Source organism: Nocardia mangyaensis (assembly GCF_001886715.1).
GTDB classification, from domain to species: Bacteria; Actinomycetota; Actinomycetes; order Mycobacteriales; family Mycobacteriaceae; genus Nocardia; species Nocardia mangyaensis.
On record NZ_CP018082.1, the window covers coordinates 5041572 to 5057230 of the forward strand.

14 protein-coding genes and 1 pseudogene are annotated in these 15659 nt (G+C 66.3%); 9 read left to right on the top strand and 6 right to left on the bottom strand.

Annotated elements, in window-relative coordinates; all coding sequences use genetic code 11:
• Positions 1 to 20 precede the first annotated feature (20 nt).
• From BOX37_RS22965 to BOX37_RS22975, 3 genes are all read left to right on the top strand, one after another.
• On the top strand, positions 21 to 968 hold the full coding sequence (locus BOX37_RS22965) for a hypothetical protein (RefSeq protein WP_156910501.1): 948 nt from the start codon (positions 21 to 23) through the stop codon (positions 966 to 968).
• Between the two features lie 401 nt (positions 969 to 1369).
• The gene (locus tag BOX37_RS22970) at positions 1370 to 1684 is read left to right on the top strand and encodes a trypco2 family protein (protein WP_240505013.1); all 315 of its coding nucleotides are present in this window, start codon (positions 1370 to 1372) and stop codon (positions 1682 to 1684) included.
• A gap of 90 nt (positions 1685 to 1774) precedes the next feature.
• Positions 1775 to 5344 (top strand): tetratricopeptide repeat protein, encoded by a 3570-nt coding sequence (locus BOX37_RS22975; RefSeq protein WP_071929442.1) that lies wholly within the window; start codon positions 1775 to 1777, stop codon positions 5342 to 5344.
• A gap of 614 nt (positions 5345 to 5958) precedes the next feature.
• Here BOX37_RS22975 and BOX37_RS22980 read toward each other — a convergent pair.
• A complete protein-coding gene (locus BOX37_RS22980; protein WP_206045702.1) occupies positions 5959 to 7035 on the bottom strand; it encodes an RNA polymerase subunit sigma-70 in 1077 nt (358 codons plus the stop codon).
• A 115-nt stretch (positions 7036 to 7150) separates the two neighbouring features.
• On the opposite strand from BOX37_RS22980, the gene BOX37_RS22985 reads away from it, so the two are divergent.
• A complete protein-coding gene (locus tag BOX37_RS22985) occupies positions 7151 to 7729 on the top strand; it encodes a dihydrofolate reductase family protein (protein WP_071929443.1) in 579 nt (192 codons plus the stop codon).
• A gap of 285 nt (positions 7730 to 8014) precedes the next feature.
• Positions 8015 to 8782 carry a hypothetical protein gene (locus BOX37_RS22990; protein WP_156910502.1) on the top strand — a complete coding sequence of 256 codons (768 nt, stop codon included), beginning with the start codon at positions 8015 to 8017 and terminating at the stop codon, positions 8780 to 8782.
• A gap of 272 nt (positions 8783 to 9054) precedes the next feature.
• Here BOX37_RS22990 and BOX37_RS22995 read toward each other — a convergent pair whose 3' ends face one another.
• A complete protein-coding gene (locus BOX37_RS22995; protein WP_071929445.1) occupies positions 9055 to 9726 on the bottom strand; it encodes a TetR/AcrR family transcriptional regulator in 672 nt (223 codons plus the stop codon).
• Positions 9727 to 11469 (bottom strand): N-acyl-D-amino-acid deacylase family protein, encoded by a 1743-nt coding sequence (locus BOX37_RS23000; RefSeq protein WP_071929446.1) that lies wholly within the window; start codon positions 11467 to 11469, stop codon positions 9727 to 9729.
• 157 nt (positions 11470 to 11626) lie between these two features.
• On the opposite strand from BOX37_RS23000, the pseudogene BOX37_RS36215 reads away from it, so the two are divergent.
• The 3 genes and pseudogenes from BOX37_RS36215 to BOX37_RS36220 form a co-directional block, all read left to right on the top strand.
• Positions 11627 to 11698: pseudogene (locus BOX37_RS36215) on the top strand (TetR/AcrR family transcriptional regulator); the annotation flags it as partial.
• 130 nt (positions 11699 to 11828) lie between these two features.
• Complete coding sequence (locus BOX37_RS35860; protein WP_276207213.1) at positions 11829 to 12008, top strand: TetR/AcrR family transcriptional regulator C-terminal domain-containing protein; 180 nt, start codon at positions 11829 to 11831, stop codon at positions 12006 to 12008.
• 515 nt (positions 12009 to 12523) lie between these two features.
• Positions 12524 to 12811 carry a carbohydrate-binding module family 14 protein gene (locus BOX37_RS36220; protein WP_167659977.1) on the top strand — a complete coding sequence of 96 codons (288 nt, stop codon included), beginning with the start codon at positions 12524 to 12526 and terminating at the stop codon, positions 12809 to 12811.
• A 305-nt stretch (positions 12812 to 13116) separates the two neighbouring features.
• Here BOX37_RS36220 and BOX37_RS34700 read toward each other — a convergent pair whose 3' ends face one another.
• Complete coding sequence (locus tag BOX37_RS34700) at positions 13117 to 13287, bottom strand: hypothetical protein (RefSeq protein WP_167659877.1); 171 nt, start codon at positions 13285 to 13287, stop codon at positions 13117 to 13119.
• 40 nt (positions 13288 to 13327) lie between these two features.
• Between BOX37_RS34700 and BOX37_RS23015 the strand changes: the two genes are divergently transcribed.
• A complete protein-coding gene (locus BOX37_RS23015) occupies positions 13328 to 13738 on the top strand; it encodes a hypothetical protein (protein WP_240505015.1) in 411 nt (136 codons plus the stop codon).
• Here BOX37_RS23015 and BOX37_RS23020 read toward each other — a convergent pair.
• Positions 13692 to 14591 (bottom strand): MerR family transcriptional regulator, encoded by a 900-nt coding sequence (locus tag BOX37_RS23020; RefSeq protein WP_084760009.1) that lies wholly within the window; start codon positions 14589 to 14591, stop codon positions 13692 to 13694. The two genes, BOX37_RS23015 and BOX37_RS23020, sit on opposite strands and share 47 nt — an antisense overlap.
• A complete protein-coding gene (locus tag BOX37_RS23025; RefSeq protein WP_240505017.1) occupies positions 14575 to 15636 on the bottom strand; it encodes an alpha/beta fold hydrolase in 1062 nt (353 codons plus the stop codon). Before BOX37_RS23025 ends, BOX37_RS23020 begins: the two co-directional genes overlap by 17 nt.
• Positions 15637 to 15659 lie beyond the last annotated feature (23 nt).

A 15659-nucleotide genomic window follows, 5' to 3' on the forward strand; every position in this document is an offset into this window, starting at 1 on the left:
TCGAATCACTGGAGGCAGTCGTGCCCACTCCACTTGTCCGGAAAACCGCTGTGGCGGCCGCGCTGGCCGTCGCCCTGCTCTCCCTCACCGCCTGCAACGACGAGGTCGGCACCGCGACACCGGCCAGCACGACGGTGGCCACCTCCGCGGGCACGCCGGCCGGCGCCCCCGCCGCGGGCCGCGCGGGGCAGTCCACCGTGCGCACCGTCGGCAAGACCGGCTGGTACGACGATTTCGCCATCACCGTGGACAAGGCCACCGTGGTGCCCGACGAGTATGGCGGCGCCGAGGTGACCATCGACATCACCTACGCCAATACCGGCCTCGCCGACCGAATGCTGGGGCTGACCCCGACCCTGCTGGTCAACGGCGAGCTGGAGGGCGGCGCGACCTTCGACAGCCCGACCGTCGCCGCAGGCGGCAAGGGCAGGGGCAAGGCCGAGGTCCCGGTGCGCTCGCTGGACGACGCCGAGCACCTGATCGACACCATGACGATCGTCTACGGCACGGCCACCGACAACCAGACCATCATCGCGCTGAAGAAGGACGCGCAGGTGCAGAGCGTGGAGCCGCGCAGCTTCCCGACCTCCGCGAAGCTCACCCAGGGCGAGACGACGGTGACCGTCACCGGCGCAAGCCTGCACCCGAGCTACAGCACCGGCGAGCGCGGGAAATCCGATGTGGCGCTGCACATCACGCTCACCGGCGGCTCCGGCATCCCGGCCGGCGGCGCCAACATCTACTACCAGTACTTCAGCGTGCGCACCCCGGACGGCCGCACCGTGCCCGCCGACTTCAAGGGCCCGATCAACGAGCTGCTCGGCGCGCGCCAGACCATCGACAAGCCGGACAACTTCGTGGTCTTCGTGGTCGACTCCCCCGGCACCGGCGACTACACGCTGGTCTACAACGCGCTCGGCGCCGAGGGCGAAGCCTCCGCGCCGACCGCCGCCTTCGCCCTGAACTGACTCAGGGAAGGCGAACGGCGGTACCGCACCTCGTCGTGCGGTACCGCCGTTCTCGTTCCTGACCACCGCCACTTCCCATGATCTTGAAAAAGTTTTCGGGGACAGATGTTCTGAACGAAAATCGGCTGGTCGGCCGCTTGAGGACGAACCACCCTGGGTTCGGTGTACCGGTGCCGACGAGCCGACCCGAACAGCCACTCCTGGCGTACCGACAACTACGACCGGCTCCGAAAACCACGGCAGCGCATGGTCGACTCGGCGACGATCGGTCGTCCCTGGCGTGAAACCGGCTGGCCGGGTTCAGGTTTCGTCGTACACCGTCTATCGGGCACGATGACGACCACCACGATGAAGTGGGCCGATGGGGCCGACAGCGATGAGGGGTCGATGTGGATATCGAGTTGAGTGATGCTGTCGCAGCCTTGCGCGACGAATTGCTGGAAGCCGCGGCCAAGGGAGCCGGAACGGGCCTGCAATTCGAGGTGGGCCCGGTCGAGTTGTCTTTCGAGGTCGAACTCCGCAAGGACGCCAAGGCCAAGGCCGGGTTCAAAGCCTGGGTGGTGTCAGCGGACGTCGAGGCAGGAGCCGGGCACTCACGTCGCCAACGGGTGACGCTCACCTTGACCCCGCAAGCCGTCGGCGGCGGGCGAGTGCTGGTCGGCAGCCAGGCCGGTGAGGAGGGGCCAGGTGATCTGTCGGAACGGATCGAGCCGTAACAGCTCGGTGCGATAGGACCCTGAATCCATGACGTCACCGGCTGAAGCTGTTGGGATGCACTGGGTTCGCGGTGAGAGCGGAGCGATGTGATGCGGTGGGAGCAACTGCTGCGGGTGACCGGGCAGCAGGCAGGTTCGGGGTATCTGATCGCACCGCGTTTGGTGCTGTCCTCCGCGCACGTGACCGGCGGGGTCGGTGCGGCGGTGCGGGTGTTTCGACCGGGCGCGTCCGGTGTCTACGCCGCGAGGGTGTTGTGGTGTGGAACCCCTGGTGGACGTGATGACGCCGCGCTCGTGGAAGTCACCGACCCGCAGTGGGTTCCACCGGCGATGCGGCCGGTGGTGTGGGGACGCACGGTCACCCACCAACCCGGTATCGCCTGCCGTAGCTGGGGTGTGCCCGACTTCGCCCAGCATGAGGGCGGTGCAACTGAGCTGGCGCAGCCGACCGGACGTATCAATCCTGGTGCGGGGCTGGTCGGCAACCGCTACGTCGTCGAACTCGACGCACACCCACCAGCGCAGCTGGGTGAGTCACCGTGGTCGGGGATCTCCGGCGCGGCGGTGTATTGCGGGGACCTGTTGACCGGTGTCGTGGCCGCTGATCCCGCGCACCGCGCTCATGGCGCGCTCGATGTCGTTCCCGCGTACGTGCTGCTCAATAGTGACCGGTTCCGGGAAGTAGTGACATCCCATGGCGGGGAAGCGGGTTCGGGATGGGCGCCGGTCGAACTCCAGCACCTGTCCGACCGCCATTCCCCCACCCGAACAGCCACCGCACCCGCGACTCCGGCCTCGCTGCTGCTGGCACGCCGAGCAATCGTGAAGTTCCGGCCCGGCCGCGAAACCCTCCTCGACCAACTCCTCGAGTGGGCAAAGGCACCGGGGATCGGAGTTCAGCTGATCACCGGCGCGGGAGGACATGGCAAGACCCGACTTGCACACCATTTCGCCGGCCAGCTGACCGACCAGAAATGGACAGTACTCTGGCTGGACCCGCACGCCCCGCACACCGATCTGGCGGTGCTGGCTCAGGTGGTGACCTCGTTGCTGGTGATCATCGACTACGCCGAGTCACGGGTTGGCCAAGTCCAAGAGCTGCTGACCACGCTGGCCGCGACGACAGGCGATCGGTCGATGAAAGTGCTGCTGCTGGCCCGCACCCACGGCGATTGGTGGAACGAGATCCCCACCGGCAGTGACGACATCGCCGATCTGACCGACACCGCCGCGATCACCGAACTGAGCGCGCTCGATCCCGACCCCGGCGCCCGCGCAGAGTCCTACCGGGCAGCGGTCGAAGCGTTCGCGACCGCGCTGCCGGGACTGCCCGGCCCGACACAAGCACACGGGTGGGCCGAAGCCGCCGACAAGGTCCTGGCCGCGCCGGTACCGGAGTTCGTCGAAGACACCAGCGTTCTGACTGTGCAGATGACCGCGTTGACCGCGCTTCTGGACACAAGTAGTCCTCCATCGTCAGCCAGGGCGGGTGCGCGAGGGATCGAGGACCGGGTACTGGACCACGAATACCGATACTGGGGCCACATCGCCGCCAGCCACGGGCTCACCAGCCTCGACACACCCGCCCTCAAAGACGTGGTCGCCACCACCGCGGTCCTCGCCCCCACCGGCGGAGCCGAACTCGATGAAATCCTGGGCTGGGTACCCGAGCTGGCCGAACAACCCCTGCTCATCCGCAACCGCACCCGCGCCTGGCTGACCAGCCTGTATCCCGGACAGGAACCGGGCGTGTTCACCGGGCTGGCACCCGACCGGGTCGCCGAACGACTTGTCGGGCGGCTCATGCTCGACCGCACCCGCCCCTGCGTCATCGAACACCTCACCGCCCTGCCACTCACCGACACCCGTGCCCGCCAGCTACTGACGGTGTGCACCCGTGCCGCCGCCCACCCGATCCTCGGACCCATGCCCGGGCAGCGACTCACCGCATGGTGCCGCACCCAGCCCGACACGATGCTGGTCCACGCCATCGAGGTCGCCACCCACGTCGAGAACCCGACACCCTTGACCACTGCCCTCGACGACGCCATCACCGACCCGACCACTCCCACCACGGTTCTGATCACTCTGCACGACAGCCTCCCCGACACCAGCCAAGCGCTCGCAGAGATCGCCACCGCCATGACCGAGGCGCTCGTTCGGCGTTACCGCACCGACGGAACCCCACCCGAAACGAACCCTGCCCTCGCCGGCAGCCTGAACAACCTCGCGAACCGGCTGGGCGACCTCGGCCGACCAGAAGACGGACTGGCCGCGATCGAAGAAGCCACCCGGATCCGACGGGCCCTCGCCCAACAACGACCCGACACCTACCGCCCCGCCCTCGCCGGCAGCCTGCACAACCTCGCGAACCGGCTGGGCGCGCTCGGCCGCCACGAGGACGGACTGGCCGCGATCGAAGAGGCCACCCGGATCCACCGGGCTCTGGCACAACAACAACCCGACACCTACCGCCCCGCCCTCGCCATGAGCCTGAACAACCTCGCGAACCGGCTGGGCGACCTCGGCCGACCAGAAGACGGACTGGCCGCGAGCGAAGAAGCCACCCGGATCCACCGGACCCTCGCCCAACAACGACCCGACACCTACCGCCCCGCCCTCGCCATGAGCCTGCACAACCTCGCCGTCCGGCTGGGCGACCTCGGCCGACCAGAAGACGGACTGGCCGCGAGCGAAGAAGCCACCCGGATCCACCGGACCCTCGCCCAACAACGACCCGACACCTACCGCCCCGCCCTCGCCACCAGCCTGCACAACCTCGCAAACCGGCTGGGCGCGCTCGGCCGCCACGAGGACGGACTGGCCGCGATCGAAGAAGCCACCCGGATCCGACGGGCCCTCGCCCAACAACGACCCGACACCTTCCTCCCCGACCTCGCCATGAGCCTGAACAACCTCGCAAACCGGCTGGGCGTACTCGGCCGCCACGAGGACGGACTGGCCGCGATCGAAGAAGCCACCCGGATCCGACGGGCCCTGGCCCAACAACGACCCGACACTTACCTCTCCGCCCTCGCCAACAGCTTGAACAACCTCGCAGTCCAACGGGGCGACCTCGGCCGACACGAGGACGGACTGGCCGCGATCGAAGAAGCCACCCGGATCTACCGGGCCCTCGCCCGACAACGACCCGACACCCACCTCGCCGCCCTCGCCACCAGCTTGAACAACCTCGCAGTCCAACTGGGCGACCTCGCAGTCCAACGGGGCGACCACGGCCGACCAGAAGACGGATTGGCTGCGATCGAAGAAGCCACCCGGATCTACCGGGCCCTGGCCCAACAACGACCCGACACTTACCTCCCTGACCTCGCCATGAGCTTGAACAACCTCGCAGTCCAACTGGGCGACCACGGCCGACACGAGGACGGACTGGCCGCGATCGAAGAAGGCACCCGGATGTACCGGGCCCTGGCCCAACAGCGACCCGACACCTACCTCCCCGACCTCGCCACCAGCCTGCACAACCTCGCGAACCGGCTGGGCGATCTTGGCCGACACGAGGACGGACTGGCCGCGATCGAAGAAGCCACCCGGATCTTCCAAAGATTGAACGAACGGCGACCTGGGCAATACGACGCCGCTATCGAACGCGGAGAAAGGGTTCGGTCCTGGCTGACTTCCCTGCCCGATTCGTGAGTACCTCGCTTCAGGGCGTCGGCGATGGTGTCTTCGGACACACCCGCGACCTATCGGCCCCACCGCTGCTGCGGCCGGGGGCCAGGCCCGGGGTTTACATCCCCTGCTACCGCCCACCGGTCGATAGCGAAGGCAGGGCGACCAATACACGACGCGACGTCAAGCTGGTCTGTCACCGACATTGACCGTCGAACCTGCGGCTTCCCGGCAGCCAGGCACCACATCCACGATCATGGTTTCGCGGCCATTCGTACCCGAGGGGGTGGGCGCTGGCGCGGGCACACAGGCAACCCCAGGGCGATCCTGCGCCACCAACTTTGACCGCCGGGGCCAGGGAGTCGGGCCCGCACACGGCATTCCTCACCACGCATCCCGGTCGAACACGCAATCGCCGCACACAAGCAATGGCGAGGCCTGCGCCGCTGGCACCACCGCCGCCACACACTCCCGCCAACCCATCTTGCCGTCGCCGGGCTGGTCTCCGACCGCGACACCACCCGGTAAACCACCGCCCCCGCAGACCAGCACGTCTCGACCCCAATAGCGAATCATGTCGTTGAACAAGCCACGGGCGAGGCCCGCACCAGCTCTGCGCATCGAGTTGGGCGTGGGCCTCATCGGCTGTGCGGTGGCGGGCCGGGAAGGGTGTCCGGCAGGCCGAATCGTGGGAATACGTGCCGCTCGAACGTGGTGATTTCGGTGATACTGCCGCCGTCGAATCGCAGGACGTCCATTTTGAAGGCGTGGAACAAGGTGTCACCGGCGGGGCGGACATAGCAGGCCGCCGCCGGCATGCGGTTCGCGCTGGTGGGTATGACATGCCAGTCGCCGAAGCCTTGTGGGCCGAATGCCCGTTCGAGCAGGGGAGCCAGATTCTCCCAGCCGTCGAAGCACAGCGGCTGGGGTGGCATGGTCACTCGGATGTCGTGGTGGACCAGTGCCGCCATCCGCGCCAGGTCGGGACGTTCGTGCAGCGCGATGTACTGCTGAAGCAGGTCACGCTCTTCGGCGCTGAGGTCGCCGCCGGTGGGCTGTCGGTCGCGTGCGGAGTGGCGGGCCATCGTCGCCCTGGCTCGTTGCAGGGCGCTGTTGACCGCAGCAGTGGTGGTCTCGAGCACCGCCGCGGCCTCGGCAGCCGACCAACCGATGACATCGCGCATAACCAGAACGGCTCGCTGTTGGGGCGGCAGCAACTGAAGGGCGGCAAGGTAGGCCAGCTCGATCGTCTCCCGGGCGACGACGGCAGCACCGGGCTCGTCCTCCCGTGGAGCGAGTTGGTCGAGAAGCCGATCCGGATAGGGCTCGAGCCATGCGATCTCGGCGTAGGAGTGCAAGACCGGGATCCGGCGGGCCCGCTGCCGGAGCAGGTCCATGCAGGCATTGGTGGCAATGCGGTAGAGCCACGCACGGATCATCGGACCGCCGTCGAAGGTTTCGCGCTTGCGCCAAGCACGCAGGAAGGTTTCCTGGACCATGTCTTCGGCTTCCTCGAACGAGGCGAGCAGCCGGTAGCAGTGCACGTGGAGTTCACGTCGGTGCCGCTCGAACAGCGTCGCGAAGGCCGACTCGTCACCGGCTACCGCGGCAGCTGCAAGGTCCTCGGGGTCGAGCTCCTGGGCATCCTTCATCGTGGCGGCCTCCAGCCGGATCGTGACGGTAGCGGCAACGACGTCCCGGCTACTCGGTGTCATCGGTGAATACGACCGCAAAGTTTCTTCCGCTGAACCGATGGATTCGGATCTCGGCGGACGTTTCACCGATATCACACAAGCTGGGCGCCGCCCGGCATCATCGAGGAGGAACAGCATGAGCACGGTCGTGTTCGACATCAGCGTATCGATCGACGGTTTCATCACCGCGTCGAACCAGACGCCGGACGAGCCCATGGGCGAGGGCGGCCTGAGGTTGCACGACTGGATCGGTCGCGACGATGCCAACCGCCAGTACATGGAAGAGGCACTCGGCGGCCTGGGCGCGGTGATCTGCGGTCGCCGGACCTTCGACCACTCGATCACGTGGTGGGGACCGAACGGACCGTCCGGCCCGGCCCGGCGCCCGACCATCGTCGTCACTCACCACGCTCCGGACACCGCCCCGGAGAACGGGGTGTACGAGTTCGCCACCGACGGCATCCACGATGCCCTCGATCGAGCCCGCGCCGCGGCCGGGAACGGGAGCGTCTGTGTGATGGGAGGCGCCGACCTCGGTCAGCAGTACTTGGCCGCCGGCCTGCTCGACGAGGTCTCCCTGCACGTCGTACCGGTCATTTTCGGGGCAGGCACCCGCCTGTTCGAGAACCTGCCCACCGATCATCTGCCACTGGAAACCCTGCAGGTCGTCGAAACCCCAGCCGCGATCCACACCCGATTCCGCATCGTGAAGTAGCCACAACTCAGCGTAGGAGGCTTCAACTCGCTGACGGGAGGCGGCGATCTTCGCACCTACGGCCAGGTAGTAGACCGATCCGGAGATGGTGCGTACCAACACGCCGCTGCCCAGGTATCTTCCCGTGGCTTTCGCCGACGTGGAGGGTTTGACCAACATCCGAGCGGCCAAGGGCGTTGGCGTGGTGATCTTTGTGTCGTCAGCGCCTTGGCCGCTCGGATGTTGGCGGCGTCTATTGTGTTGCAGCCGAGCCCAGTTCGTTTTGCCGTGAGTTGAGGGGGAAATGTGTGGATCAGTAGAGTTCTTGTTGATCTCTTTCGCAAACGGGTTGCCCCGCCGGTCGCTCGGCTGGAAGAGGCAGGAAGAGCCAGCGGGGAAGCCATGCATGGGGTCGCTGGCGAGCTTCGAAGGAGTAAGCAACAACTACAAGAGGATGACTTGGAGGGTCGGCGTCCGATTCTCGGGGCGGGCGCCGATGGTGGCGACACGCAACATCGGCGGCCGGAGGACACCGATCCCGGGTTGCCGAGTTCCTCGACGGGCTCCGATTCTGTGACGAGAATCCGACTTGATCTTTCAACCCCCGACTACACGGCCAAGCTCGCCGAGGCCCCGATCTACAGGAAAAAGGGCATGGTCCGTGCCCATGCAGCGCGCGAGGACGAGCATGTCGAAACCATCCTGGCCGACGGTACTCGGGAAACCACGAATCGGGCACGCGAGGGTCAGATCATCATCACCAACCCTGGCGGTGAGCAGTACATCTACAAAGCAGCCGAGCCGGATATCGCCGCCGCGCGAGCCCACTTCGACCAGCGCCACGAGGCGACCACGGAACCCGGCGTCTACCGACCCAACGGAAAGATCCGGGCAATCCCGAACGACACCGGCCATCCGATCGAGATCATGGCGCCGTGGGGTGAGCCGATGAACACCGGCGTCGACGGCAAGATCGCCGTTCCCGTTGATCCGCAGAATCCAGACGAAATAAGCATGGACCGCTACCTCATCGGCGGCCAGGAATTCACCGACACCTACGTACTGGACACCTGACGAGTCGGTGAGCATCTGGTGCAATAAGAACCTGAAGCCCACTGAGGTTGTAGTGGTCGCACGATCGGTCACGTGCGCAGGCTCGAGGCTGTGAACTGGGCTGCCGAATTTGCGGCGACAGGTCACAGGGTCGAGTCCCCGAGATGCAAGACCTCTGATGCTCCCAAGTGTCAAGTTGCGGCGGGTTCCGGGGTGGGGCGGGTTGGCCGAAGAGCGACCTGTCCCACTCTCCACGGCGCCCGCAGCCCTTGTTCTGGACAGCGCTGGTTCCGCTAGCGGAACAGTCCGCGCGGATGTTCCTCAACCCCTGGTAGCTGCTGATCGATCATCGGCTGGGGGGCTATAGGACCCGTCAGCGTCCGGAAAGCGGCGGCGACGTGGTCGATGCGTGCGTCCTCCAGTTCCGGGCGCGGATAGGTGGTGCGCAGAATCGCCTCGCCGTCGAACATGTGGATCAGCGAGGTGGCCAGTAGCCGGGCCGCCTCGGGCGAGACGTCGGGGGTCAGCACGCTGACCGCGAGCTCGTCCAATTCATCATAGAGCTCCCGCAGGACCGGCGCGATCCGGAGCCGGAGCTCGGGCTCGGTGCGGGCGGCGACCAGCAGTTCCAGCCAGACGGTGTTGATGTCGCTGCGAATCTGCTTGCGGATCAGGTGCATCAGCGCCGCAAGATCGACCGGGTGCGCGACGCTCTCGGGGATGCGTAGCTCGGCGACGACGGCCAGGTGCCGGCGGCTGACCTCGCCCGCAGCCGCCACCACCAGGTCCATGCGCGAGTCGAAGTGCCGGAAGATGGCCGCCTTGGAAACCCCCGCGCGACTGCTGATCTCACCGAGCGAGGTGCTGTGATAGCCGACCTGCTCGATCGCCTCGATGGTGGCCTCGACCAGTTTGGCGATGGTGGCGGCGCTGCGCTCGGCCTGTGTTCGTCGCGCGTTGGTCACTTACTCTCCGGCTCGTAGGAAGCGACCGGTGCGCCGGACGCCGAGCACCTCGGCGGGTTGCCCCTCGCCGAACACATACTGACCACCGACGAACACGGCCGAAACGGCTCTGTCGTTCCTGTTGACCATACGAGCCAGGTTGCCGTACATCGCGACAGGGGATTCGGCGTAGGCGTCGAGCGAGTCGTCCAGGCCCGTCGGATCGACCACGACCAGGTCGGCGCGGTCGCCCGGGCGTAGATGCCCGGCTGCCACACCGTACCAATCCGCGAGTTCGCCGGTGAGCCGATGTACCGCCTGTTCCAGGGTCATGAACGGCTTCCCTGCCTGCTCGGCGCGGTGGACGCGGCGCAGGAAACGCAGCCCGAAGTTGTAGAAGGCCATGTTCCGCAGGTGCGCGCCGGCGTCCGAGAAGCCCAGCTGCACACCGGGATCGACGCTGAGCCGGTTCAGGATCTCGGGCCGGTGGTTGGAGATGGTGGTGCGCCAGCGCATCTTGGTGCCGTGCTCGACCACCAGGTCGAGGAAGGCGTCGACCGGATGTACACCGCCCCGGTCCACGCCGACTTGGCCGAAGGTCTTGCCGACGACACTCTCGTCCGGGCAGGCCACGATCTCGGCATCGAAGAAGTCCCGGTGCCAGACCCGGATGCCGAATTTCGCGTCGTAGTCCTTGCGGAAGCGGCGGCGATAGGCTTCGTCGCGCATCAGCGCGTTGCGCTCGACCTGGTCGGCCAGGTGCAATGCGGCCGCCCCGGACCCGAACTCCTCGAAGATGACCAGGTCGATGCCGTCGGCGTAGACCTCGAACGGAACTGGCAGATGCTGCCAGCGGAAGTCGCCGTTGAGTGCGTTCGCCGCGCGGGCCAGGCCGCTCATCAGGTAGACGATGAGCGGGCTGGCCTTGAGGTCGGCGGCCGAGATCAGCGTGGTCTTGAGCCGTTTGCGGAGCAGGCCCGCGCTGGCGAAGATCATCGCGGCCAGCCGCGGCGGATTCTTGATGTCGGGCCCGCCCTGCAGCAGCCGGCCGTGCCGGCGCAGAATCGCGTTGAGCCGCCGCCGTTCCCGCCAACCGGCATAGGTCGAGGGCAGCGTCCGCGAGCGCGCGACCTCGCCGTCGAGCTTGTCGAACAGCAGCTGCTGCGCCGACATGCCGACGAACCCGGCGTCCAGCGCCTCGGTCAGCCAGGCCTCCATCCGCGCCTGTTCGGCGCGCGTCGGCCGCACGTCCTTGCGGGTCGCGCGGTCCAGGCCCATGGCGGCGGCCCGGATATCCGAATGTCCGATCATGGCAGCAAGATTCGGCCCCAGCGGCAGGCGCTCCAGGGCTTCGGCGTATTCGCGCGCCGAGTTCCAGGACTTGACCTCCTCGACAGTGCCGATGACATGCGGGCGCGGAATCGCCTCGACGCGGCCGAACAGATCACCGGCGTCAGTGGGCTCGACGTGCACCGTCGACAGTGAGCAGGACCCGAGCACGATGGTGGTCATGCCGTGCCGCACGGATTCGGCCAGCGCCGGCTCTTTCAGCACCTCGACGTCGTAGTGCGTGTGGATGTCCAGCATGCCCGGCAGCACCCATTTACCTTCGGCAGCGACGACGTTCGGGCAACCCGCTTCATCCAGCGGGTCCGCCGAGACCGTGACGACACGATCTCTCCGCAGGCCGAGGTGGCGAATGGCGGATGGGGAACCGGCGCCATCGAACCAGCGCCCGCCTCTGATGATCGTGTCGTAGCTCACAGATAACATTGCAACCGATCGGTCATAAAGTGTCAAGAGGCGAACATCCGGGGGCCGCTGGAGCTAGCGCCTCGTCCAGGAAAGCTGCCTCGAGATCGTGCTGCCGGACTCCCGGACCACAGACTGGCGCAGCGCCGCGGAGGCCGCCGCCGTCGGCATGTACGCCATGATCACCCGGCACCCCTGGGTCGTGCAGGCCCAATCGGGATATCTGCTCTATGGTCCCAACAAGTCTCACCACGATGATCGGATGCTGGCCATCTTCGAACAGGCCGGATTCGACGAGGACGGTGAACCTCTCGCTCGATCGCCGCCTCAACCGCAACGGAAACAGCGCACAAACCCCACTCGCGCAGGCCATGTCCGAGGCAACCGAGATCGCTCGGGGATATCCGAGGCTCCGTCGCCGTATCGAAAGGGCGGCCGCAGCCACCGAATACAACGCCGCACCCGACAGCGCCTTCGAATTCGGTCTGGCCGCACTGATGGACGGGCTTTTCGAGCGGCTCACCGCACGAAATCCCACCCCGGCCGAGTGACCTTCAGTACTGAGCCACAACTGATTCGGTGCGTCGCTACGGAAGCTGCAGTGGGCCATTTCATCCTGCCACTGAGTCCTGTTGCCCCGCAGCATGACCGATGACTCACACCGCACTAGAACTGGCGAAGCCCCTGGTAAGAGCCGGTCAAGTCCACGTCGCGGCGCTTGGTCCCCGGGCTCAGAATTTTCCAGCCATTGGCGACCTCACGCAACGCGTCCCTTTCCAGCTCGGCATCGGCAGGTACCGCTCGAGCCGATGCCGGTTGACAAATACAGAGGTATCACGGGTAGGGCACGATTCTCGTCAGCGTTCCAGGGCCACCTCTCGGCACCGCGTGTCGTGCTCTGGTCTCACGGTCGCTGAGCTAGGTTCGCTCTGCCCGAGTGCCGCGCAGGTGCATCAACTCCTCGGCAGCGGGATACAGGAGCCAGACACAGGTAGCCGACGACATCCTGATCGACTCGACAGAGAACCTGAAGGAGACGACCGTGCGATTTACTCGTGTTCTCGCTGTGCCGGCAGCCGGACTGCTGCTCAGTTCCGCCCTCACGCTCGTTGCCGCGTCGTCTGCTCTCGCGGAGGACACCGGAGTCGACATCGCCGCCTTCAACTGTCCCGAACCAGACGGGCTCTTCCCTTATCCCGGAGATGTGACGAAGTACGTTGAGTGCTCGAACAACGTTCCGGCCGTGCACACCTGTCCGAGTGGCCTGAACTGGAACCGGAAGGCACAGTACTGCGATTGGCCGAGCAGCGCCGGCGCGGTGGCCGAACGGCACCGATCCGGGAATTTCCGTTGACCCCACCGGGTTCCGGTAGCAATCGCCGAGGAGCCAACGGGGTTCGACGTACCCACTGGTAGGGATGATTTTTCGGTGATGCCGCCGCGTACTTGTGTTCCTCCCCTTTGATGCCACGTACGTCGTCAGGGCGATCGCTGTCGCGAAACGATCGAGGACGCGATAGCCCTGGGGTGGAGTTTCAGACCAGAAGTCACTGGCTCGCGGAAGACCGGCATCGCCCCGCGAACGAGAATCGGCCAGCGCCTACCGGGACTGCTGCAGGATCGGTGACACTGACCTGCCCCACCAGTTGGGTTCCAGTCTCACCCGACCCCGCAGCAGTCCCCATCGCTGATGGAGTTCTTGGCCATACCGGTCTGCTCGGCCAGTTCCCCGACGGATGGATGGCCAGCTCTGCATACGAGTTCCAGCACCTTCTCCTCGGCCGTCCCAAGGCCGACCCGTCCGGACAGGTTGGTGTGGAACACGATCATTGCGGTACTGAATCTCGTTGCGGTACCGATGGTTTGGTGGGTGCTGGTGCCGCTGTCGGTGGCGTCTCTGGTGACCGGTGTGGTGCAGTCTCTGGGCACACCGTGGGGATTGATCGGGCATTACTGGGTGCTGTTCGAATTGGTGCTCAATGTGGTGGCTACGGCGATATTGCTGCTCTACACCGGCACTGTCGACCACTACGCCGCCCTTGCCGCCGACCCCGCTTCCACTCTGGACGCCTTGCGTGCGCCGACGTTCGTCGTTCATGGTGTGGCCGCGACCGTCATCCTGGTCGGGGCGACGGTCCTCGCGGTCGTCAAGCCACGCGGGCTGACCCTGTTCGGGGGCGCCCAAGCGACAGGTACGCCCCGCCCCCGACCACGTCACGGATCTCGTCGACGAACTACGGATCGGTCGGGAGTTTCCAGGTTTCCACGACATGTGGTGTGAGCCGAATACCTGCCCGATCCGCGAGATCGCCGACTGGAGACTGCTGCACCGCGGTGCCTTCCTGCCGCGTTTCGGCGGTACCGTGCCCCGAGTCCATGCGCGTGAGCGTGGTCCAGCCGGTCCAGCCTCGCTCGTTCAGCAGCTCGATCAGTCGACGGGCCGGCGGCGCGGTGTCGAGCACCAGTGTGTCGAGCTGCTCGACCAACGATGGTTCGATGTCGCCGCCGATGTAGTCCTCGCCTTGCTCGCATGCCAGCTGTGTGAGGTAGGCGGCCATATTGTCGACCAGCTCGATCAGTATGGGGTCGTTGTCGGTCCGGTCGAGAGCCTGGCTCAGGGTGAGATAGAAGTCGACGAGCTGTGGGTGGGCGATCTGCTCCCGCTTGCGCGCCATCAACTCCGGGACTCGCTCGGGTGAGCGCGCTGCCAAGGGGATCCAGCCGTCGCGTTCGACCTGGACGATCCGCTCGTCGACCCCGAGCTTCCGCAACTGGTCGAGAAACTCGACCACCTCCGTCGGCAACGCTAGATTGTCCCCCGCAGCCAGGCCGGCGATCTGCTCGCGGTGCCGCTGCCGCTGCCGAATCTCCGCCCGCAGCCGCTTGTCGATGTCTGCGACCGCCGCTGCGAACTCCTCCGTGTCGGCCTGAAGCAGCTCTCGCACACGCGCCAGCGGGACCCCTGCCGCGGCGAGGGTCCGGATCTTGATCAGCTCGACCACGACGCCGGCGTCGTACCTGCGATAGCCGGAATGATCCCGCCCCGGCTCCGCGAGTAGCCCTTTGGCGTGATAGTGCCGCACCGCACGCACCGTCACTCCGGCGTACGCGGCCAGCTCACCGATGGTCAGCATCGGACCAGTCTCCTAGAGATCTGGAAGCGACTCGAGAAGTCGCCTGGCCAGCTGGGCCTGGTGTGCTCCGGATCATCTGGGCGATGTCCGGAGCGTGGGTGACGACCAGCGCGTGAGTGGCATCGAGCCAAGAGGTGGTGATGCGTGGCTCGCGGACGAGCCGGTCGATACCGGCACGCCAGAGCCGGTTGTGCCGCGGTGCGCGTCCTTCGCCACTGTCGCCGGCCATCGAGGTCGACATGATCATGCGGATCGGAAGGTCGATCGTGCGGTACCGGTCCAGGATTCCGGGTCCGACCACGTCGATCCCGAGGTCGATTCCGGACCGGATGACATCCAGCTCGAGATTGAGGTCGAGGATTTCCTGTGCGGTGAGCAACACCTGACGCGGGGTGCCCCGCAGAGTCTCCTGCGCCGTCGCCAGGTTCTCCCACAGCGCGCGGAACTCCGGCACGTCGGCTTGGGTGATGAACGGTGCGGGGATCGGGTTCGCCCCGTCGATGACAACGAGCTCCCCGACGGTGTCGGGATGCTCGGCGGCGTAGTGCACGATCAGATCCGCGCCGTACGAGTAGCCCGCGAGCAGAGGCGCCGAGGGCAGGCCGAGTCGTCCCACCTCCGCCATCACCGCGACGACATCGCCGAGGAACCCATCGAAGCAGTACCGGTCAGCAGCAGAGGAAAGACCGTGGCCCCGCAGATCGAAACTCACCACATCGAAATCGTGACGCAACAGCCCGAGGAGCTCGCCCAGTTCATCCTGTGTCGAAGTCAGCCCGGGACACAGAACCAGGGGCGTCCGTCGCCACCGCGGGACACCGAGATCGTGACGTCGTCGTGGTGAACCGTGAAGTGCCGCGTCGCACTGGTTTTCGTAGGCATGCCGACCATAGTGCGAGATTGACCGTGCGTCAGGGTCAACCTGCGCGAGCACCACACCCCAGTGCCGGGCGGCGATGCGATGAATCCCTGAGATTCTCGTGTCGCCCAGCTGACGTGGTGGTGCTGGCACCACCACGTCAGGCCAGCAGGCAGTACCCAGCATTCGGGTGCGCGCGTCATGGGCGC

Excerpts from the sequence above, each read along its gene's own strand:
- BOX37_RS22975 (WP_071929442.1), top strand. The coding sequence starts at position 1,775 with ATGCGGTGGGAGCAACTGCTGCGGGTGACCGGGCAGCAGGCAGGTTCG.
- BOX37_RS22980 (WP_206045702.1), bottom strand. The coding sequence starts at position 7,035 with ATGACACCGAGTAGCCGGGACGTCGTTGCCGCTACCGTCACGATCCGG.
- BOX37_RS22985 (WP_071929443.1), top strand. The coding sequence starts at position 7,151 with ATGAGCACGGTCGTGTTCGACATCAGCGTATCGATCGACGGTTTCATC.
- BOX37_RS35860 (WP_276207213.1), top strand. The coding sequence starts at position 11,829 with ATGTCCGAGGCAACCGAGATCGCTCGGGGATATCCGAGGCTCCGTCGC.
- BOX37_RS34700 (WP_167659877.1), bottom strand. The coding sequence starts at position 13,287 with ATGATCGTGTTCCACACCAACCTGTCCGGACGGGTCGGCCTTGGGACG.
- BOX37_RS23020 (WP_084760009.1), bottom strand. The coding sequence starts at position 14,591 with ATGCTGACCATCGGTGAGCTGGCCGCGTACGCCGGAGTGACGGTGCGT.
- BOX37_RS23025 (WP_240505017.1), bottom strand. The coding sequence starts at position 15,636 with ATGCTGGGTACTGCCTGCTGGCCTGACGTGGTGGTGCCAGCACCACCA.